22 protein-coding genes and 1 tRNA gene are annotated in these 20,125 nt (G+C 62.8%); 11 read left to right on the plus strand and 12 right to left on the minus strand.

Annotated features, from left to right (window positions below):
* The 4 genes from AWB75_RS20875 to AWB75_RS20890 all read right to left on the minus strand — a co-directional run.
* A partial coding sequence (locus AWB75_RS20875; protein WP_143746475.1) for an Arm DNA-binding domain-containing protein occupies nucleotides 1-218 on the minus strand: 218 nt, incomplete at its 3' end.
* Nucleotides 219-401: 183 nt separating this feature from the next.
* Nucleotides 402-486 (minus strand) — tRNA-Leu (locus AWB75_RS20880).
* A gap of 111 nt (nucleotides 487-597) precedes the next feature.
* On the minus strand, nucleotides 598-1,758 hold the full coding sequence (locus tag AWB75_RS20885) for an ABC transporter substrate-binding protein (RefSeq protein ID WP_061126068.1): 1,161 nt from the start codon (nucleotides 1,756-1,758) through the stop codon (nucleotides 598-600).
* 56 nt (nucleotides 1,759-1,814) lie between these two features.
* On the minus strand, nucleotides 1,815-2,756 hold the full coding sequence (locus tag AWB75_RS20890) for a CysB family HTH-type transcriptional regulator (RefSeq protein ID WP_061125986.1): 942 nt from the start codon (nucleotides 2,754-2,756) through the stop codon (nucleotides 1,815-1,817).
* A gap of 237 nt (nucleotides 2,757-2,993) precedes the next feature.
* Here AWB75_RS20890 and AWB75_RS20895 point away from each other — a divergent pair, with 237 nt between their 5' ends.
* The 6 genes from AWB75_RS20895 to cobA all read left to right on the plus strand — a co-directional run bounded on the left by AWB75_RS20895 (nucleotide 2,994) and on the right by cobA (nucleotide 9,124).
* Nucleotides 2,994-4,670, plus strand: coding sequence for a nitrite/sulfite reductase (locus tag AWB75_RS20895; RefSeq protein WP_061125987.1), 1,677 nt, complete (start codon nucleotides 2,994-2,996; stop codon nucleotides 4,668-4,670).
* 10 nt (nucleotides 4,671-4,680) lie between these two features.
* Complete coding sequence (locus tag AWB75_RS20900) at nucleotides 4,681-5,220, plus strand: DUF934 domain-containing protein (RefSeq protein WP_061125988.1); 540 nt, start codon at nucleotides 4,681-4,683, stop codon at nucleotides 5,218-5,220.
* Nucleotides 5,221-5,223: 3 nt separating this feature from the next.
* Nucleotides 5,224-5,946 (plus strand): phosphoadenylyl-sulfate reductase, encoded by a 723-nt coding sequence (locus AWB75_RS20905; RefSeq protein WP_061125989.1) that lies wholly within the window; start codon nucleotides 5,224-5,226, stop codon nucleotides 5,944-5,946.
* Between the two features lie 92 nt (nucleotides 5,947-6,038).
* Complete coding sequence (gene cysD, locus AWB75_RS20910) at nucleotides 6,039-7,001, plus strand: sulfate adenylyltransferase subunit CysD (RefSeq protein WP_061126069.1); 963 nt, start codon at nucleotides 6,039-6,041, stop codon at nucleotides 6,999-7,001.
* 25 nt (nucleotides 7,002-7,026) lie between these two features.
* Nucleotides 7,027-8,349, plus strand: coding sequence for a sulfate adenylyltransferase subunit 1 (locus tag AWB75_RS20915; RefSeq protein WP_061125990.1), 1,323 nt, complete (start codon nucleotides 7,027-7,029; stop codon nucleotides 8,347-8,349).
* 16 nt (nucleotides 8,350-8,365) lie between these two features.
* Complete coding sequence (gene cobA, locus AWB75_RS20920; RefSeq protein ID WP_061126070.1) at nucleotides 8,366-9,124, plus strand: uroporphyrinogen-III C-methyltransferase; 759 nt, start codon at nucleotides 8,366-8,368, stop codon at nucleotides 9,122-9,124.
* Nucleotides 9,125-9,191: 67 nt separating this feature from the next.
* Here cobA and AWB75_RS20925 read toward each other — a convergent pair whose 3' ends face one another.
* The 5 genes from AWB75_RS20925 to lptF are packed head-to-tail and all read right to left on the minus strand — an operon-like array spanning nucleotide 9,192 to nucleotide 12,587.
* A complete protein-coding gene (locus AWB75_RS20925; RefSeq protein ID WP_235012182.1) occupies nucleotides 9,192-9,614 on the minus strand; it encodes a type II toxin-antitoxin system VapC family toxin in 423 nt (140 codons plus the stop codon).
* Nucleotides 9,614-9,895 carry an AbrB/MazE/SpoVT family DNA-binding domain-containing protein gene (locus tag AWB75_RS20930; protein ID WP_327219482.1) on the minus strand — a complete coding sequence of 94 codons (282 nt, stop codon included), beginning with the start codon at nucleotides 9,893-9,895 and terminating at the stop codon, nucleotides 9,614-9,616. The genes AWB75_RS20925 and AWB75_RS20930 overlap by 1 nt, the downstream gene beginning before the upstream one ends.
* A 47-nt stretch (nucleotides 9,896-9,942) precedes the next feature.
* Complete coding sequence (locus AWB75_RS20935) at nucleotides 9,943-10,314, minus strand: sirohydrochlorin chelatase (protein ID WP_061125992.1); 372 nt, start codon at nucleotides 10,312-10,314, stop codon at nucleotides 9,943-9,945.
* A gap of 22 nt (nucleotides 10,315-10,336) precedes the next feature.
* Nucleotides 10,337-11,485, minus strand: a complete 1,149-nt coding sequence (lptG, locus tag AWB75_RS20940) for an LPS export ABC transporter permease LptG (protein WP_061125993.1) — start codon at nucleotides 11,483-11,485, stop codon at nucleotides 10,337-10,339.
* A gap of 4 nt (nucleotides 11,486-11,489) precedes the next feature.
* Nucleotides 11,490-12,587: an LPS export ABC transporter permease LptF gene (lptF, locus tag AWB75_RS20945; protein ID WP_061125994.1), complete on the minus strand. Its 1,098-nt coding sequence runs from the start codon at nucleotides 12,585-12,587 to the stop codon at nucleotides 11,490-11,492.
* A gap of 164 nt (nucleotides 12,588-12,751) precedes the next feature.
* Here lptF and AWB75_RS20950 point away from each other — a divergent pair, with 164 nt between their 5' ends.
* Genes AWB75_RS20950 through AWB75_RS20960 form a run of 3 tightly spaced genes read left to right on the plus strand, consistent with a single transcriptional unit; the run spans nucleotide 12,752 to nucleotide 15,107 of the window.
* Entirely contained in the window at nucleotides 12,752-14,284 is a 1,533-nt protein-coding gene (locus AWB75_RS20950; protein WP_061125995.1) for a leucyl aminopeptidase, read from the plus strand.
* A 7-nt stretch (nucleotides 14,285-14,291) separates the two neighbouring features.
* Nucleotides 14,292-14,708, plus strand: coding sequence for a DNA polymerase III subunit chi (locus tag AWB75_RS20955; RefSeq protein ID WP_061125996.1), 417 nt, complete (start codon nucleotides 14,292-14,294; stop codon nucleotides 14,706-14,708).
* A 60-nt stretch (nucleotides 14,709-14,768) separates the two neighbouring features.
* On the plus strand, nucleotides 14,769-15,107 hold the full coding sequence (locus AWB75_RS20960; protein WP_061125997.1) for a DUF2486 family protein: 339 nt from the start codon (nucleotides 14,769-14,771) through the stop codon (nucleotides 15,105-15,107).
* Between the two features lie 66 nt (nucleotides 15,108-15,173).
* Here AWB75_RS20960 and ilvD read toward each other — a convergent pair whose 3' ends face one another.
* Complete coding sequence (gene ilvD / locus AWB75_RS20965) at nucleotides 15,174-16,847, minus strand: dihydroxy-acid dehydratase (RefSeq protein ID WP_061125998.1); 1,674 nt, start codon at nucleotides 16,845-16,847, stop codon at nucleotides 15,174-15,176.
* 109 nt (nucleotides 16,848-16,956) lie between these two features.
* Between ilvD and AWB75_RS20970 the strand changes: the two genes are divergently transcribed.
* Both AWB75_RS20970 and lgt read left to right on the plus strand, forming a co-directional pair.
* Entirely contained in the window at nucleotides 16,957-17,874 is a 918-nt protein-coding gene (locus AWB75_RS20970; protein WP_061125999.1) for a LysR family transcriptional regulator, read from the plus strand.
* A 37-nt stretch (nucleotides 17,875-17,911) separates the two neighbouring features.
* On the plus strand, nucleotides 17,912-18,814 hold the full coding sequence (gene lgt / locus AWB75_RS20975; RefSeq protein WP_061126000.1) for a prolipoprotein diacylglyceryl transferase: 903 nt from the start codon (nucleotides 17,912-17,914) through the stop codon (nucleotides 18,812-18,814).
* On the opposite strand, the gene AWB75_RS20980 is transcribed toward lgt, so the two are convergent.
* Both AWB75_RS20980 and AWB75_RS20985 read right to left on the minus strand, forming a co-directional pair.
* Nucleotides 18,815-19,546, minus strand: coding sequence for an SIMPL domain-containing protein (locus tag AWB75_RS20980; RefSeq protein WP_407642158.1), 732 nt, complete (start codon nucleotides 19,544-19,546; stop codon nucleotides 18,815-18,817).
* 68 nt (nucleotides 19,547-19,614) lie between these two features.
* Nucleotides 19,615-20,073 carry an EVE domain-containing protein gene (locus tag AWB75_RS20985; RefSeq protein WP_061126001.1) on the minus strand — a complete coding sequence of 153 codons (459 nt, stop codon included), beginning with the start codon at nucleotides 20,071-20,073 and terminating at the stop codon, nucleotides 19,615-19,617.
* Between the last annotated feature and the right edge of the window lie 52 nt (nucleotides 20,074-20,125).

Raw genomic sequence — 20,125 nt, forward strand, 5'->3', positions numbered from 1 at the left:
TCGCGCGCGTCGTCGCGCTTCTTGCGCGCCGCCGCCAGTGATACGTCGGGATACACGCCGAGCGCGAGGCGCTTCTCCTTGCCCGCAAAACGGTACTTCATTCGCCAATACTTGCCGCCCGCCGGCGTGACTTCGAGGTACATGCCGCCGCTGTCGGCGAGGCGGTAGGACTTTTCGCGCGGCGCTGCATTGCGCGCGGCGGTATCGGTGAGTGGCATGGGGCACCTGTGGGGGCATAAATCCGGGGGCATCTCGCGAAATGCCCTGATGCCCCCAAAAATGCCCCCGGTGTGCCCCCGCTGTCAATGGTGAGACGTTGGCGTAAGCAGGCAATAAAAAACCCCGAGAGCCTTTCGCTGTCGGGGTTTCTGGTCATACTTGGGTGTTGCTTGGAAACTTGTTGGTGCCCAGGGCCGGAATCGAACCGGCACGCCTTGCGGCGGGGGATTTTGAGTCCCCTGCGTCTACCAATTTCACCACCTGGGCCTGGATTGGTTCGCACAGAAACTTCAGCAACGCACCAATCGAGTCGGCGATTATGACCGAAAACCCCGTCGCCGGCAAGCAGCGGCGCTGTCGATTCAAAAAGCTCGGAAATTACTGGGGAAGATACGTGAACTGCCCGTTTTTGATCACGCCCATCACGCTCGCGCGCTGATCCAGGCCCACGTGGTCGGTCGCGCTCGTATTCACCACGCCGTTCGGCACCACGAGTTCATGCGCATGCTCCAACTCCGTGCGCAGCGCCACGCGGAACGCCTTCGTGCCGGGCTGGCCGGCCTTCAGCGCGCGCGCCACGGCATCTTGCAGGCGCGGATACACGCCGGCCGCATCGCCGGCGAACTGCGTCACCGTGCCCTTGCCGTACTTTTCTTCGTAAGCATTCACGAACGCGAGCGCTGCCTTCTTCGACGGATGATCCGCCGGCAGCGTGCGCGCGACGACCACTGGCTGCGTCGGGAAGAGCGTACCTTCCACGTCCTTGCCGCCCAGCTTGATGAATTCCGGCGTCGCGATACCGTGCGTCTGATAGATCGCGCCCTTGTAGCCGCGCTCGACCAGCGTGCGCTGCGGCAGCACCGTCGGCGTGCCTGCGCCCGCTATCAGCACCGCATCCGGCTTCGCCGCCATCAGTTTGAGAATCTGGCCGGTGACGCTCGCATCGGTCCGGTTGAAGCGCTCGCTCGCGACAATCCTGATATGCCGCAGATCGGCGAACTTGGTGAATTCGTTGAGCCAGCTGTCGCCGTAGCTGTCCGCGAAGCCGATGAAGCCCACCGTCTTCACGCCGTGATTGGCCATGTAGCGCGTCATCACGTCGGCCATCGCGCGGTCGGTCTGCGCCATCTTGAACGCCCAGACCTTCTTGCCTTCCTGCGGCTCCACGACCGATGCAGAGCCGATCAGCGTGATCATCGGTGTTTCGGATTCTGCGACGGGATCGAGCGCGGCGAGCGCCGCCGGCGTGATGTTCGGCCCGACGATGACGTCGACATGATCCTCGCTGATGAGCTTGCGGATATTGCGCACGGCCGCGCCCGGGTCCGAGCCGTCGTCGAGGATGATGTACTCCGCGTTCTGCCCGGCGATGGTCTTCGGCCACATGAGCATCGCGTTCTTGCTGGTGATGCCGATTGCCGCGGCGGGCCCGGTGCTCGACAGATCGATGCCGACTTTCAGTTGCGCGTGCGCGGCGGCCGCAAAGACAGACAGGGCGACGCCGGCCACGAGCCGGCGCGTGAACTTCGACAACGTCATCGAAAAGGTCTCCAGGAGGGGTTTTCTTTTATTGAGGCGGCAGGCGCCGCCCATCTTCAAAGCTCGTAGCTCTCGTGCCTGCCCGAAAGCGCCTGCTCGATCAGCTTGCGGTTCAGCGACGGCGAAAGCAGTTCGACGAGCGTATACACATAGCTGCGCAGATACGCGCCCTGTTTTAGCGCGAGCCGCGTCACGTTTGTGCCGAACAGATGCCCGACCGGCATCGCGCGAAGATGTTTGTCGCGTTCAGGATTGAACGCGATGTCCGCCATGATGCCGATGCCCAGTCCGAGCTCGACGTAAGTCTTGATGACGTCGGCGTCGATGGCTTCGAGCACGATGTCCGGCGTCAGATTGCGCAGCGCGAACGCCTGGTTGATCTTCGTGCGGCCGGCAAACGACGCCTCGTACGTGATGATCGGGTATTGCGCGAGATCGTCGAGCGTGAGGATCTTGCGCTCCAGCAGCGGATGATCCGGCAGCATCACGGCGAGGTGCTGCCACTGGAAGCAGGGCAGCGACACCAGTTCCTTATAGTTCGCGATCGCTTCCGTCGCGATGGCGATGTCCGCCTGATCGTGAATCACCATCTCGGCGACCTGCGTCGGGCTGCCTTGCAAGATCGCAAGATGGACTTTCGGGAAGCGCTTCTTGAACTCCGCGATGGCGGACGGCAGCGAGTAGCGCGCCTGAGTATGCGTCGCGGCGATGACGAGATTGCCCTGATCCTGCGCCGCGTAATCCTTTCCGACGCGCTTCAGACTCTCCACTTCCTGCAATATTTTCTCGACGGACGCCAGAATGATGCGCCCCGGCTCCGTGAGCGATCGCACGCGCTTGCCGTGTCGCGTGAAGATTTCGACGCCCAGTTCGTCCTCCAGCTCGATGATCGCCTTGGAGACGCCTGGCTGCGATGTATACAGTGCCTTCGCGGCTTCCGTGAGGTTGAAGTTCTGCCGGACGGCCTCGCGCACGAAGCGGAACTGATGCAGGTTCATATATAACTCAGCCGCATATCAAAGTAATTTTTCAGTCGTTTGCAATATATAGCAGGTTATTTACTATCAGTCCAACTTTTCCAATATCCATAGCTCTATCCGTCATAAGCAAATGACGGTTCCGTCTGAACGGCTGACGGCGCAGGCACTCAATGGATATTCGATGGATGAGACGCGCCACGGGTCTGGAGCAACGAGCTAGGACGTAGCGCTTTTACAAGAACTTGGGGCCCCCGAATGTACCAATACGATCAGATCGACCAACGCATCGTCGACGAACGTGTCGCGCAGTACGCCGACCAGGTCCGCCGCCGTCTGTCGGGCGAATTGAGCGAAGAAGAATTCCGTCCGCTGCGTCTGCAAAACGGCCTGTACTATCAGCGCCACGCGTACATGCACCGCATCGCGATTCCTTACGGCCACCTGCGCAGCGACCAGTTGCGCATGCTTGCGACCATCGCGCGCGAGCACGACCGCGGCTACGGCCACTTCTCGACGCGCACCAACATCCAGTTCAACTGGGTCGAGCTCGAAGAGACGCCGGAAATCCTGCGCAAGCTGGCTTCGGTGCAGATGCATGCGATCCAGACGTCGGGCAACTGCATTCGCAACATCACGGCCGATCAGTTCGCGGGCGTCGCGCCCGATGAAGTCGTCGATCCGCGTCCGTGGGCGGAAATCCTGCGTCAGTGGTCGACGTTCCACCCCGAGTTCGCATGGCTGCCGCGCAAGTTCAAGATCGCGGTGAACGGCTCCGCGGAAGACCGCGCGGCCGTGCAGATCCACGATCTCGGCGTGTACCTCCGCAAGAATGCGCAGGGCGAAGTCGTGATGGACATTCTCGCGGGCGGCGGTCTCGGCCGTACGCCGATCGTCGGCGCGATCATCAAGCGCGATCTGCCGTGGCAGCACCTGCTCACCTATTGCGAAGCCGTGCTGCGCGTGTACAACCGCTACGGCCGTCGCGACAACATGTACAAGGCGCGCATCAAGATTCTGGTGAAGGCGCTGTCGGCTGAGAAGTTTTCGAAGCAGGTCGAGGAAGAGTGGCAGCATCTGAAGGACGGCCCGTCGACGATCACGCAGGACGAAGTCGATCGCGTGTCGAAGTTCTTCGCGCCGCCCGCTTACGAAACGCTCGCGGACACGGACGCGTCCTATGAAAAGCATCTGATCGACAGCAAGCCGTTCGCGCGCTGGGTCGAGCGCAACGTGCGTCCGCACAAGGTGCCGGGCTACGCTTCGGTGACGCTGTCGCTCAAGCCGCGCGAAATCGCGCCGGGCGACGCCACCGACAAGCAGATGGACGACGTCGCCACGCTGGCCGACGAGTTCTCCTTCGGCGAGATCCGCGTTTCGCACGAGCAGAACCTGATTCTCGCGAACGTGAAGAAGCACGACCTGTACACCGTTTGGGAACGCGCGAAGGCGCTGGGTTTCGCGACGGCGAACATCGGCCTGCTGACGGACATCATCGCGTGCCCGGGCGGCGACTTCTGCTCGCTCGCGAATGCGAAGTCGATCCCGATCGCGCTGGCCATTCAGGACCGCTTCAACGATCTCGATTACGTGCATGACCTGGGCGACCTGTCGCTAAATATCTCGGGCTGCATCAACGCGTGCGGTCATCACCACGTCGGCAACATTGGCATTCTGGGCGTCGATAAGGACGGCTCCGAGTGGTATCAGGTGACGCTCGGCGGCGAGCAAAGCTCGGGCGAAACCGGCGCGCATCTCGGCAAGGTGATCGGCCCGTCGTTCTCGGCGGAAGAAATGCCGGACGTGATCTCGCAAGTGATCGATACCTTCGTCGATAACCGCATCGAAGACGAACGCTTCATCGAGACGTTCGGCCGCATCGGCATCGCGCCGTTCAAGGAGCGCGTGTACGCATCGCGCCAGGCACACGCTTAAAGGAATTCAGATGACGTTGATTATCAAGAACCGCGCGGTGGTCGTTGACAGTTTCAACGTGGTGCGTGCAGCCGAAGACGGTACACTGGCGGCCGTCGATGCGTTGCCCGCCGGCAAGATCATCGTGCCGTTCGCGCTGTGGAAGGAGCACAAGGCGGCGATCATTGCATCGCGTCCGAAGGACGACATCGGCGTGTGGCTCGCGCCGGACGACGAACCCGCCGATCTCGTACCGGACTTCGGCTCGCTTTCCGTGATCGCGGTCGATTTCCCCGTGTTCCGCGATGGCCGCGGCTTCTCCATTGGCCGTCTCTTGCGCGAGCGTTACCAGTGGACGGGCGAGCTGCGCGCGATCGGCGACGTGCTGCGCGATCAGGTCGCGTTCCATGCGCGTTGCGGCTTCGATGCGTTCGCGGTGCGCGCCGACAAGGACATCAACGACGCGCTGAACGCCTTCACCGAGTTCACCAATCTGTATCAGGGCGCGACCGACAATCCGGAGCCGCTGTTCCGCCGTCGCGCTGCATTGATCGCCGAGATCGGAGCCTGATGTATGACGCCTGAATTGCAAGCCAAGGTTGATCGCCTGGACGCGCTGCTCGATTCGATCGCGTCGCGCCATCAGAGCGTCAAGCTAGCCAGCAGTCTCGCCGCCGAAGACATGGTCTTGACGCACGCCATTCTCTCGCGCGGTGTGAGGATCGGCATCTTCTCGTTGAACACGGGCCGCCTGCATGCGGAAACGCTGGGCATGCTCGACGCCGTGAAAGCGCGTTACGGCTACGACATCGAGCAGTTCCTGCCGCAGCAGGACGCGGTCGATGCCTATGTGCGCGATCACGGCCTGAACGCGTTTTATGAGAGCATCGACTTGCGCAAGAGCTGCTGCCATATTCGCAAGGTCGAGCCGCTCAACCGCGCGCTGTCGGACGTGTCCGCGTGGGTCACGGGCCAGCGCCGCGAGCAGTCGGTGACGCGCGCCGAACTGCACGAGGAAGAGCACGACGAGCCGCGCGGCATCGCCAAGTTCAATCCGCTCGCGGACTGGACCGAGACCGATGTCTGGGATTATCTGAAGGCCTTCGAGGTACCGGTGAATCCGCTGCATGCGCGCGGCTATCCGAGCATCGGCTGCGAGCCGTGTACGCGGGCGGCGCGCCCTGGCGAAGACAGCCGGGCCGGCCGCTGGTGGTGGGAATCGCGCGACACGAAGGAATGCGGCCTGCACATCACGAACATCAAGATCGTCGAAGAAGCTCCGAGCTCGGCGATCTGAGGCGCACAAGACGCCGCTGCATCAAAACCCTGTCATTGAACGCATCGTCACACGGAACATGCATGACGCTGCATAAAAAAGGATCGACGAACATGAGCACGACGCTCGACTCTACCGTCACCGCACCCGTCGTCAACAAGGCGACGCGCATGGATCACCTGGATTGGCTCGAAGCCGAGTCGATCCACATCATTCGCGAACTCGTCGCGGAATGCAGCAAGCCCGCGCTCCTGTTCTCGGGCGGCAAGGATTCGGTGGTCGTGCTGGCGCTCGCGCTCAAGGCGTTCGGCCTCGGCGGCAACCGCAAGACGACGCTGCCGTTTCCGCTCGTGCATATCGACACCGGCCACAATTTCCAGGAAGTGATCGATTTCCGCGACCGCCGCGCGGCGGAAATCGGCGCGGAACTGGTCGTCGGTCATGTCGAGGATTCGATCAAAAAGGGCACCGTGCGCTTGCGCCGCGAGACCGATTCGCGCAACGCCGCGCAAGCGGTGACGCTGCTCGAAACCATCGAGGAATATGGCTACACGGCGATGATCGGCGGCGCGCGCCGTGACGAAGAGAAGGCCCGCGCGAAAGAGCGCATCTTCTCGTTCCGCGATGAATTCGGCCAGTGGGACCCGAAGGCGCAGCGCCCGGAACTGTGGAGCATCTACAACGCGCGTCTGCACGCAGGCGAGCATCTGCGTGTGTTCCCGATCTCGAACTGGACCGAGCTCGACGTGTGGCAGTACATCGCGCGCGAGAAGCTCGAGCTGCCGAATATCTACTACGCGCACGATCGCGAAATCGTGCGCCGCAACGGCCTGCTCGTGCCCGTGACGCCGCTCACGCCGGTGCGCGAAGGCGAGACCGCCGAGATCGCACAGGTGCGCTTCCGCACGGTCGGCGATATCAGCTGCACGTGCCCCGTCGCAAGCGATGCCGATGATGTCGAGAAGATCATCGCGGAAACGGCCGTGACGGAAATCACGGAACGCGGCGCCACGCGCATGGACGATCAGGCTTCCGAAGCCGCGATGGAACAGCGCAAGAAGCAAGGCTATTTCTAAGCAACGCCCAAAGGAATCAACGAACATGAGCATCTATCAAGCTGAAGACCTGGGCGTGCTGCGCTTCATCACCGCGGGCTCCGTCGATGACGGCAAGAGCACGCTGATCGGCCGTCTGCTGTACGACAGCAAGGCTGTGCTGTCGGACCAGTTGTCGGCGATCTCGCGCGCGAAGAACAAGCGCACCGTCGGCGATGAAATCGACCTTTCGCTGCTGACGGACGGCCTCGAAGCCGAGCGCGAGCAGGGCATCACGATCGACGTCGCCTATCGCTACTTCGCGACGGCGAAGCGCAAGTTCATTATCGCCGACACGCCGGGCCACGAGCAGTACACGCGCAACATGGTGACGGGCGCATCGACGGCGCATGCGGCGATCATTCTCGTCGACGCAACGCGCGTCACGTTCGCGGATGACGATGGCGGCGTCGCGCAACTGCTGCCGCAGACCAAGCGCCACAGCGCGATCGTCAAGCTGCTCGGCCTGCAGCACGTGATCGTCGCGATCAACAAGATGGATCTGGCCGAGTACAGCGAAGCGCGCTTCAACGAGATTCGCGATTCGTATGTCACGCTCGCGCGTCAGCTCGGTTTGTCGAACGTGCGTTTCGTGCCGGTGTCGGCGCTGAAAGGCGACAACATCGTCACGGCGAGCGAGCGCATGCCTTGGTACGCGGGCGAGCCGCTGCTCGATCTGCTCGAGTCGCTGCCGGTCGCGCAGCCGAACGATCAGGCGCTGCGTTTCCCGGTGCAATGGGTCGCGCGTCAGGACGGCTCGCAGGCCGACGATTTCCGCGGCTATATGGGCCGTGTCGAAGCGGGCGAAGTGCGCGTCGGCGATGCGCTCCTCGTGCAGCCGGCGGGCCGTGAAGCGACGGTCGCCGAGATCATCGCGCCCGTGCCGGGCGGCGTGGCGCCGGTGGATCGCGCGTTCGCGGGCCAGACGGTGACGATTCGCCTGACCGAAGACGTCGACGTCTCGCGCGGCGACACGTTCGTTCCGGCGACGCAAAAGGTCGAGCCGACGAAGAAGCTCGAAGCCGACATCTGCTGGTTCGATGAAGAGCCGCTCTCGCCGCAGCGCAAATATCTGCTGAAGCAGACGACGAACACGGTGTTCGCCCGCGTCGGCGCGGTGAAGCAGGTGCTGGACGTGCACACGCTGTCGCACTCGGTCGATCGCAGCACGCTCGCGATGAACGATATCGGCCGCGTGGCGCTCACGCTGCAGAAGCCGATCGTCGCGGACGAGTACGATACGCATCAGGGCACCGGCGCGTTCGTGCTGATCGACGAAGCGACGCATCACACGGTCGCGGCCGGCATGATTCGTGCGATTTCTGGCTAATTGACGGATGAACGATATGGGCAAGGTCTATTTGATCGGAGCGGGGCCAGGCGCGGCGGATCTCATCACCGTGCGCGGCATGCGCTTGCTCGAACAGGCCGACGTCGTGCTGCACGATGCGCTGATCGAACCGGCCATGCTGGAGTACGCGCCGAACGCGAAGAAGATCGCCGTCGGCAAGCGCTGTGGGCAGCGCTCGACGGCCCAGCACTTCATCAACAAGCAGATCGTCGATGCGGCGCTGGAACATGGCGTCGTCGTGCGTCTGAAGGGCGGCGATCCGATGCTCTTCGGCCGCGCGGACGAGGAGATGCGTGCGCTGGAAGCGGCGGGCATCGAGTATGAAGTGGTTCCGGGCATCACGGCGGCTTTGGCCAGTGCGGCGACGTTGAAGCGCTCGCTGACCCTGCGCGGCGTGTCGCGCAGCGTCGCGCTGGCGACGCATTCCCGCGCCGCCCAGAGCGACGAGATCCGCGAGCAGGCGAAGGCGGATTCGCTCGTGTTCTACATGGGGCGGGACAGCGCGCCGGATATCGCGCAGCAGTTGATCGATGCGGGACGTCCGGGGTCGACGCCCGTGGCGATCGTCGAAGCATGCAGTACGCCGCGCGAGCGCACGCTGACGTTGACGCTTGCGCGCATGGCGTTGGGCGAGGCGCAGGAATGGCTGGATCCGTCGCAGCCGAGTTTGCTGATGATCGGGGAAGCGTTTCGCGAGCGGGCGTCGGCCGCGAAGCTGAAGGTGCATCTGAAGGGGATGCAGGCGGCGGCTTGAGGTCGCGCCTGGAGAGGGAAACGAAGCGCACCGGAGACGGTGCGTTTTTGTTTGGGGCCGTCGTGGCTCAGATGTCTATAGAGTCGATGCCTTTCATTCCTGCCGCACGCGCCAGGGCGGCGTCCAGCGTCACCATTGCGTGAGCTTTGCAGTCGAGGGCAATTGCCAGATGCAGTGCGTGTCCCGCGCGCAAGCCGATGGACGCGTCGAGCGACAAAACCGCAGCTTGATGGAACACGGGCGGTTCGATCGGGGTGAGTTGGAGGTCGGTCGCGCACAGGCGCTCGAAGTTTTGCCAGGCAGACGCGGATTGCGCCTCGGATATCTGTCCGGTGCGCCGCTTGAGGCTCAAAGCGCTCGCGAACTCCGTCACGCACCAGACGCCCGAGATGAGTTCGTCTTCACAGCACTCGTACCAGTTCGCTGCGGCCTCACTCTTCGGTTCTCGCACGCAAAGCGCGACAAGGACGCTCGTGTCCACATACACCATCAATAGCGCGCTCCGCCTCGTAGATCATCGATGACGGATTCGGTCATCGGCATGGCATCGCGCGTCCTGCCAAGTTCCTTTGCGAATGCGCGGCGGTCCCACTTTGCCGGGCGAAGCGAAATCCCGCCGTCGACAGTCAGACTCACTTGAACCTGATCGCCTTCGGAAAGACCTGTGTGTCGAAGCAAGTCCGCCGGGATACGTACGGCGAGGCTGTTGCCCCATTTCGAAATAAGTAGATTCATCGCGGACCTTATGGCTATACAGAGTTGTATAGCCATTATAGGGCGCGAATTCAAGTGGCGATATCGGCCGAAAGGCCTAGGCGTCAAAGGGTCGTCTGCCTCAGACAATACCCCGCCACCGCCTCCAGCACCGCATCATCCTCGCCAACCGCCGTCGCGCAGTCTATACGCACACGCGGATGCGCCGCCCGGCATTTCTCGACGATTTCGGGCAAATCCTTCCTTACATGCCCGCCTTGCCCGAAGAACACGGGCACAATGGTGATCGCATCGCAGCCGTCACCAACCTGAGAAGCCACCGCCGAAGGCAGATCCGGCGACATCAATTCGAGAAACGCCAGAGAAACCGGATCGCCGCGCAGAGCACGCAGCTTCGACGCAAGCCGCTCGAACGGCTCGGCCCAGCGCGGATCGCGTGCGCCGTGGCCGAACAGGATGATGCCGTGCTTGCTCATCGCACGCTCCTTCGAGGAAACGTCAGTGCCGCTCCACCCACTTCAGCCCGATCAGCCCGACCGCCAGATAGGCGAGGGCGGGCGCCGCCGCGGTGATCGGCGCGGGCCACGTGTTCAGGTTGCCGATGTGCGAGAACAGCGTATTGAACAACTGGAAGCTCATGCCGATCATGATGCCGCCGAACACCTTCACGCCGACCACGCCGGCGCGCGTATGCAGATAGGCGAATGGCAGCGACAGAATCAGCATCACGAACACCGCGAACGGATAAAGAATCTTGCGCCAGAACGCGATCTGATAACGCTGCGTGTCCTGATGATTTTCCGTCAAATGCTGGATATAGCGGAACAGATTGAACATCGACATGCGATCCGGCGACACCAGCAGCACCGACAGAATCTGCGGCGTCAGCTCCGAGCGCAACGAATATTCAGGCAGCGTCGTCTGCGTCGCGCGATACAGCGGGTTCAGCGTATCGCCGGGATTCACGGCCTGCGGCGGCGCGTCGTTCAGTTGCGTGTCGGTCACGCCCGTGAGCTTCCAGTGTCCCGGCGGTTGGTACACGCCGCTATTCGCGATGCGCACGTTGGTCAGACGGAACTTCGAATCGAACTCGTAGATGCGCACGTTGGCGATCGTCGTGTCGGGATTGAGCGTACCCACGTTGACGAAGCGCGTGACCTGCTCACCGTTCTCCTTCGCGGTCAGCGTGTCCTTCACCCACACGCCCGACTGAAAATTCGACGACACCGACGACCCCAGCGCCTCCAGCCGCACGCGCTCGGACAGTTGATCCGTATAGGGCCCGACAACCTCGCCGATGATGTACGTGATAAGCACAATTGGAACGCCGATCTTCAGCAGCGAGCGCAGCGCGGCGCCGGTTGACAGCCCGGACACGCGGAAGATCGTGAATTCCGAGGCCGCGGCCATCTGCGCGAACACATAGATGGCCGAAATGAGCGCGGCGACCGGAATGATTTCGTAGAAGCGCGAGGGCGTCTGCAATCCGACACGCAGTATCGCGAGCGTGAACTTGTAGTTGCCGTGACCGACCGTGTTCAGCTCGTTGATTAGATCGAAGAAGAAGAACAGGCCCGCAAACGCGAACAGGATGAAGATGAACGCGAGATAGATCTGGCGCGCGAAATATCGTTCGAAAATGCGCATTGCGTCAGGCCCCCTTCGAACCCGTCAGCGACGAGAGCCGGAAAAGCGGCCGGTTGCGCACCCGCAGCCAGAAGATGAACGCGACGAGCGCGCTCACGACCACGTGCAGCCCGACGAGCCCCACGCCGAACGACAGCTTGCCCTGCTCGATCCACGATTGCACGACGTTCAGCAGATTCGAGTAGGTCAAATAGATCAGCACGGCCATCACGAGATTGATGGTGCGGCTGCGGCGCGGGTTCTGATACGAAAGCGGAATGGCGAGCAGCATCAGATTGATTGCGATGAGCGGCAGCCCCGCGCGCCAGGCGAATTCCGCGAGATTCACGCTGGTCGGACTGGCCAGCAGGTCAGGTGTGGAAATGCCCGTCGTGGTGGGCGTGTTGATGACCTGATGATTCAAGATCTTCACACCATAACGTTCGAACTCCATGATGCGGAAGTTCGGCTGGCCGGGCTCGCCGTCATAGCGGCGGCCGTTGTCGAGCACGATGAAGCGGTCGCCGTCCTCGCGCGCTTCGGTGTGCCCGGTCTGCGAGACGATTACGCTGACCTTGCCGCCTTCGGTGCTCGTCACGAACACGTTCTGCACCTTGGCCTGGTCCGGCGACATCTTTTCGATGAAGAACACGCGATGGCTCGACGGCGATTCGCGAAATTGCCCGGGAGCCAGCAGCGACACTTCATCGCGTTGCTGAAAGCGCGCCTTGATGAGTTTGCTTTGCTGGTTCGACCACGGCCAGCCCACAAACGCAAAGAAGATGATGAGAATGATGATCGGCGTGGCGAACACGGCGACCGGCTTGATGAGCTGCGTCTGACTCACGCCCGACGCGAGCCAGACGACCATCTCCGAGTCGCGATACCAGCGCGTGAGCACGAAGAGAATGGAGACGAACAGCGTCACGATCAGCATGACCGCGAGATAGCCGATAACAGTGAGTCCGATCAGCACGACGACGTCTTTCGGGTCGATCTGACCTTGCGCCGCGAAGCCGACGATGCGAATCATCATCGTCGTGAGCATGATCGTGAGCAGCACCATGAATACGGCGCCGGCCGTATACGCGAGTTCGCGCTGCAGGGAGCGTTCGAAGATCATTTGGTTAGCTTAGAGCCGGCGGGGGAGGCGGATCATGCACGCACCTCTGGCAAACGGGAAGGCTTTAGCTCGTCCTCGTTTTGCGCCTGTGACCGCCGCGGAAAAAATAGCGGATAATTGCGGCTTTCATCCTTCAGCCAAGATTTTATCCGAGGATAAGCGCGATGGACTTTAGCATAAAAGCCTGTGATTGGAGCAAAGGCGAGGCAAATGGTTTCCTTACCGGAAAGTCGGATGTCATCGTGCTCGGCATCTTCGAAGCGCAGACGCTCACCGGCGCCGCGCGCGACATGGATGTTGCCACCAAAGGCCTGATCTCGCGCGTCGTGAAAGCCGGCGACATGAGCGGGCGCGCAGGCACGACGCTCTTGGTGCCCGAAGTCACGGGCATCGGCGCATCGCGCGTTCTGCTCGTCGGCCTGGGCAAGCAGGACGCCTTCAATCAGAAAGCCTATGGCGAAGCCGTGCGCGCCGCGTGGCGCGTGGTGCTCGGCTCGAAGATCGGCCAGGCCACTTTCACGCTCGCGCAATTGCCGATCCAGGAACGCACGGGCGACTGGGGCGTGCGCGCCGCGATCCTCGCGCTGCGCGAACTCACCTACAAGTTCACGCAGATGAAGAGCAAGCCCGACAACGGCGCGCGCTCGTTGAAGAAGGTCGTGTTCAGCATCGATTCCGCCGATGAGAAAGCCGCGAAGGTCGCCTTGAAGCAGGGCGTCGCGATCGCGAACGGCATGGATCTCACGCGCGATCTCGGCAATCTGCCGCCGAACGTCTGCACGCCGACCTATCTGGGTCAGACCGCGAAGAAGCTCGCCCGTGACTTCAAGCTCAAGGTCGAAGTGCTCGGCCAGAAGCAGATCGAGGCGCTCGGCATGGGCTCGTTCCTGGCGGTCGCGAGGGGCTCGGTCGAGCCGCCGCAATTCATCGTCATGCAGTATCAGGGCGCGGGCGCCGAATCGAGCAAGAGCAAGGGCAAGAACGCGCCGATCGTGCTGGTGGGCAAGGGCATCACGTTCGACTCGGGCGGCATTTCGATCAAGCCGGGCGAGGCGATGGATGAGATGAAATATGACATGTGTGGCGCGGGCTCGGTCTTCGGCACGATGCGCGCGGTCGCTGAAATGGGCCTCAAGCTCAACGTCATCGGCGTGATTCCGACCTGCGAGAACATGCCCGCGGGCAACGCGGTGAAGCCGGGCGACATCATCACGTCGATGAACGGCACGACCATCGAAGTGCTGAACACGGACGCGGAAGGGCGCCTCATCCTGTGCGACGCCCTGACCTACGCCGAGCGCTTCAAGCCCGCTGCCGTGGTGGATATCGCCACGCTGACCGGCGCGTGCATCATCGCGCTCGGCCATCACAACACCGGTCTCTTCTCGAAGGACGATGCGCTCGCGGGCGAGCTGCTCGACGCCTCGCGCGAAGCGGTCGACCCGGCCTGGCGCCTGCCGCTCGACGACGAGTATCAGGATCAGCTCAAGTCGAATTTCGCGGATGTCGCGAACATCGGCGGACGTCCGGCGGGCAGCGTGACGGCGGCGTGCTTCCTGTCGCGCTTCGCGACGGACTATCCGTGGGCGCATCTGGACATCGCCGGGACCGCGTGGAAGAGCGGCGCGGTGAAGGGCGCGACGGGCCGTCCCGTGCCGTTGCTGTCGCAGTTCCTGATCGATCGCGCCGGCGCGTGACGGCAGCATGACGCGCATCGACTTTCATACGAACGTCGGCGATCCGCTCGCCTACGCCTGCCGCCTCGCGCGCAAGGCGTACGCGAGCGGCAAGCCGGTCGTCGTGCTCGCGGATCCGAAACGGCTCGCCGCGTTCGACGAGCAGTTGTGGACCTTCGAGCCGCTCGAATTCATCCCGCATTGCACGGCGAAGAGTCCGCTCGCGGGGGAGACGCCGGTCGTGCTCACGTCGAATCTCGACGAAGCGCCGCATCATCACGTGCTCGTGAATCTGGGCGCGCCGGTGTCCGCGCAGTTCGCGCGTTTCGAGCGTCTGGTGGAGATCGTCGGCAGCGAGGGCGACGAGCTTGCCGCGGGCCGCGAACGCTATCGCTTCTACCGGGATCGCGGCTACGCGATCGAAACCCACAAGCAGGGCGGTTGAGCGTACAGAGCACGCATTCCCGCTGCACTATGCTCCGCTTACACAGAGGAGACCACCCACATGACCGACAAGCCCGAATCCTTCGATCCGTCCATTCCCGTTCTGACTGATGTCGTCGTGCCCGGCAAGCCTGAATACGCGCGCGCGCCGTCGATCAATGCAGCGATCGAATACGACTCGGAGCAGATTGCCGAAGGGCTGCGCGGCCGCTTCACGAACTTTCTGACGGGCGACGCACGCGCGCTGATCGAAGAGCGTTGCCGCGAAGTGCTGCGCGATCATTCGACGCAGCTCGTCTCCGCAATCACGCGTGAAGTCGCGATGGCGCTCGAAGGCCGCATGAGCGAGTGGGTGCGCGAGGCGGTGGAGAAGGAGTTGCGGCGTCAGCGCGGCGAGTAAGCCGCACGCGGAAAGAAGAAAGGGGCGCAGCGTGCGCCCCTTTTTTCACATCGAAACCTGTTCGATTCACCCCGTCACCGCACCCTTGTTAGCCGGCAGCGCGAGCGCTGCGAACTTCGCCAGCACGCCGCGCGTGTACTTCGGGGCGGGCTTCTTCCACGCAGCGCGTCGGCGCGCCAGTTCGGCGTCGTCGACATTCAATTGCAGCAGCAGCTTGTGCGCGTCGATGGTGATCGAATCGCCTTCCTGCACGAGCGCGATCGTGCCGCCCGCGAACGCTTCCGGCGCGACGTGGCCGACCACCATGCCCCACGTGCCGCCCGAGAAGCGCCCGTCCGTGATGAACCCGACCGATTCGCCCAGCCCCTTGCCGATGATCGCCGATGTCGGCGCGAGCATCTCCGGCATGCCCGGTCCGCCTTGCGGGCCGAGATAACGCAGCACGAGAATGTCGCCGGCCTTGATCTTGTCGGAAAGAATCGCGTCCATCGCACTTTGTTCGTCGTCGAACACGCGCGCCGGGCCGCTGATGACCGGATTCTTGAGGCCCGTGATCTTCGCGACCGCGCCGTCTTCCGCGAGATTGCCGCGCAGAATCGCCAGATGCCCTTGCTTGTACAGCGCCTGCGCGATCGGGAAGATGACCTTCTGATCGGCGCGCGGCTTGGCCGGCACGTCTTTCAGCTCTTCGGCGATGGTGCGCCCGGTGATCGTCATGCAATCGCCGTGCAGCAGACCAGCGTCGAGCAGAATCTTCAGCACTTGCGGGATGCCGCCGGCCTTGTGCAGATCCGTCGCGACGTATTGACCCGACGGCTTCAGATCGCAAATGACGGGCACTTTCTTGCGCATGCGCTCGAAGTCGTCGATGCTCCATTCCACTTCCGCCGCGTGCGCGATCGCCAGATAGTGCAGCACCGCATTGGTCGAGCCGCCCGTCGCCATGATCAGGGCGACCGCGTTCTCGATCGATTTCTTCGTGATGATGTCGCGCGGCTTCAGATCCTGCTTCACTGCTTCGACAAGCACGCGCGCGGATTCGGCGGCGGAATCGACCTTTTCCTGATCCGGATTCGCCATCGTCGACGAATACATCAGCGACATGCCGAGCGCCTCGAACGACGAGCTCATTGTGTTCGCCGTGTACATGCCGCCGCAGGAGCCGGTCGACGGGCACGCGTTCTTCTCGACGCCCTTGAAATCTTCCTCCGACATGCGGCCCGCCGTGAACTCGCCGACCGCCTCGAACGACGACACGATCGTCAGGTCCTTGCCCTTCCAGTTGCCGGGGCGGATGGTGCCGCCATACACGTAGATCGACGGCACGTTCATGCGCGCCATGCCGATCATGCCGCCGGGCATGTTCTTGTCGCAGCCGCCGATCACGACGACGCCGTCCATCCACTGGCCCTGCACGGCGGTCTCGATGCAATCCGCGATCACTTCGCGCGACACGAGCGAGTATTTCATGCCTTCCGTGCCCATCGACATGCCGTCGGAAATCGTCGGCGTGCCGAAGATCTGCGGATTGGCGTCGGACTTCCTGATCGACTCGACGGCGGCGTCGGCCAGGCGCTGCAAGCCCGCGTTGCACGGCGTGATCGTGGAATGTCCGTTGGCGACGCCAATCATCGGTTTGTCGAAGTCCGCTTCCTGATAGCCGAGGGCGTAATACATCGAACGGTTGGGCGAGCGCGCGACGCCTTGGGTGATGTTCTTCGAGCGGCGATTGAAGGCCATGATGTGCTCCTGAGGGGACTTTTTGGTCTGGTCCGAAAGAGAATGCAGCTTCGTCGATGCGTCTGTCCAATATATTATTCAAGGCTTATCAGGTCGCAAAAAGTATTAAATGGATCTACGCCTTTTGCGCTACTTCGTAACGGTCGCCGAAGAGTTGCACTTCGGCCGCGCCGCCGCCCGTCTCGCCATGACGCAGCCGCCGCTCTCTCAGGCGATCCGCGCGCTGGAAGACGCGCTCGGCGTCCAGCTTTTCGTGCGCACGAAACGGACCGTGGAGCTCACGCCGGTCGGCAAGGATCTGCTGCCGGAAGTGCGGCGCCTGCTCGCCAGCGCCGACGCGCTGCGCCCGCTCGCGCAATCGCTCGCGCGCGGCGAGGCGGGCGTGCTGTCGCTCGCGTTCGTTTCCATCGCCGATTACGGCCTTTTGCCCGCGCTGTTGCGCGATTTCGGCGCGCGCTATCCCGGCGTGCGTCTGCAACTCACCGAAGCGACGAGCGACGTACAGATCGAAGAACTCGTCGCCGGGCGCATCGACGCCGGCCTCGTGATTCCGCCGCTGCCGCCGCGCTACGCCAGCTTGCTCGAGTATGTGCCGATCGCGCGCGAGCCGCTGATGATCGCGATGTCCGCGAAACAGGCGGAAGCGCTGGATTCGGGCGAGGACATGCCCGTCGATCTGCGCGATCTCGCCGCGGCTCCGCTCGTGGTCTTTCCAAGGCGTCTCGCGCCGGGTTTGCATGACATCATCATGGGCTGCTACGGCGCGGCCGGTCTCGCGCCACGCATCGGGCAGGAGGCGATCCAGATGCAGACAATCGTGAGCCTCGTGTCCGCCGGCATGGGCGTCGCGCTCGTGCCGCAGTCGCTGCGTCATCTGCGGCGCACGGGCGTCGTGTATCGTCCGTTGCAGCGTCCCGGTCCGATCGTGGAAACGGGCCTGGTATGGCGCACCGCGGAAGTGAGTCCGGTGCTCGCCGGGTTTATCGAAATCGTCCGTTTGCGGGCTGAAAGCGCCGGTTCGGTATGATTCGCCTTTGAAAGTCGCTCAGTTCCCCACATCAGAAATGCTCATACATCCCAATTTCGATCCCGTCGCGATTCATCTCGGTCCGCTCGCCGTGCGCTGGTACGGCCTCATGTATCTGGTGGCGTTCGTGTCGGCCATCGTGATTGGGCGGCTGCGTCTGCGGCTGCCGTATGTCTCGGCCCAGGGCTGGACCGTCAAGGACATCGACGACATGCTGTTCTACGGCGTGCTCGGCACGATTCTCGGCGGACGCCTGGGCTACGTGATGTTCTACAAGGCGAGCTTTTACGCGTCGCATCCGCTCGATATCTTCAAGGTCTGGGAAGGCGGCATGTCGTTTCACGGCGGCTTTCTCGGCGTGACGCTCGCGATGGCGCTGTTCGCGTTTCAGCGCAAGCGCACGTGGCTGCAAGTGACGGATTTCGTCGCGCCGATGGTGCCGCTCGGTCTCGCGGCGGGGCGCCTCGGCAACTTCATCAACGGCGAGCTGTGGGGCCGCGTGACGGACCCGAGCGCGCCGTGGGCAATGCTCTTCCAGAACTCGACGAACGACGACGCGATCTGGCTTTCGAAGAATCCGCAGCTCGATGCGCAATACCATCTCACCGAGATTTTTCAGCGCTATCACATGCTGCCGCGCCATCCGTCGCAGTTGTACGAGATCGCGCTGGAAGGGCTCGTGCTGTTCGTCGTGATCTGGACGTTTTCGCGCAAGCAGCGGCCTGTGGGCGCGATTTCCGCGCTGTTTCTGATCGGTTATGGACTGGCGCGCTTCACGGTGGAATTCGCGCGCGAGCCGGACGATTATCTCGGCCTGCTCGCGCTCGGCCTCTCGATGGGCCAATGGCTTTCGCTGCCAATGATCATCGCGGGCGTCATCATGATGATCTGGGCGTACAAGCGCAATCTGCGTCTGCCGCCCGAGCCTGTCAGGACGTAATCAACGCCCCATCTGCACCGAACCCGACACGTCGACGGTCACGGTCGTCGTGCCGGCTTCCATCGCGATGGGCGCAGCCATCTTCGCGTCGGCGCTCATCGCGCGCGACTGCATCATCATCACCGGGCGCGGCTGATTTCCGCTGCGTCCGACGTTCACTTCCCGAATCGTGAAATTGCTGTAGCCGAACGCTTGCGCGGCCGTCTGCGCCTGCTTGCGGAACGAATCGATGGCCTGCGACACGAGCTTCTGCTCGGCCGCGCGCTGCGCTTCGGGCGATAGCGAGAACGCGACGCTGCCAACTTGCATCGACGAGCTCATCTTGCCCGCGAGCTTGGACGCCGCGGCGAAGTCGTGCGATTCGAGCACGACTTCCGTGCGGCCGCGCCACGCGGAAATCTTGCCGTCGCGGTCAGTGGACGGATACACGGTGAACGAGCCGCTCTTCGCGGTCACGCCGTCGACGCCCTTCGCTTCGCGCAATGCGGCCTCGGCGCGCTGATTGAGCGTGTTCGTGAGCGAGGAGGGATCGGCCGCTTCCTGCTCGTAGAAGAGCGTGATGTTGACGACATCCTGCGGCACCTGCGCGCTCGATTGCGCCGAAAGCGAGAGCACGCCCGACGGTTGCGGCTGGGTGATCACCGTTTGCGCGCCGGCGGATTGAGAGAAGCTGAGCGCTGCGCCCGACAACGCGAGGAGGGCGAGCGCGGCAGCGGTTTTCTTGTTGATCATCGAAGGACTCCGAATATCGCGTAAGTACGACGCGTTTTAGGCGTGGCCTTCGTGTCGTAAGTTCCGCGTTAGACGAGTCGCTCGGTAATAAAGCGCCACTGCGCGTCCGTCACTGGCGTGATCGACAGCCGGTTACCGCGCGCGAGCACTTGCATGTCGGCGAGCTCTTCATGCTCGCGCAGCGCCGCGAGCGGAATGAGCGTCGTCTTCTTCACGAACTTCACGTCGACGAGCATCCAGCGCGGCGTTTCCTGCGTCGATTTGGGATCGAAGTAATCGCTTTGCGGATCGAACTGCGTGGGATCGGGATACGCCGTCGAGCACACTGTCGCGATGCCCGCGATGCCCGGCTCCGGACAGCTCGAATGATAGAAGAGCACGCCGTCGCCGACCTGCATCTGATCGCGCATGAAGTTGCGCGCCTGATAGTTGCGCACGCCCGTCCACGGCAAGGTTTTCTTCGGCGCGTGCGCGAGATGATCGATGCTCGCTTCGTCCGGTTCGGACTTCATCAGCCAGTAGCGCATGATTGTTCGCTGTGCAGGATCGACGATACAAATGAAAACGGCATCGGAAAAA

Origin of the sequence: Caballeronia catudaia (genome assembly GCF_001544755.2) — a bacterium.
Classification (GTDB): Bacteria; Pseudomonadota; Gammaproteobacteria; order Burkholderiales; family Burkholderiaceae; genus Caballeronia; species Caballeronia catudaia.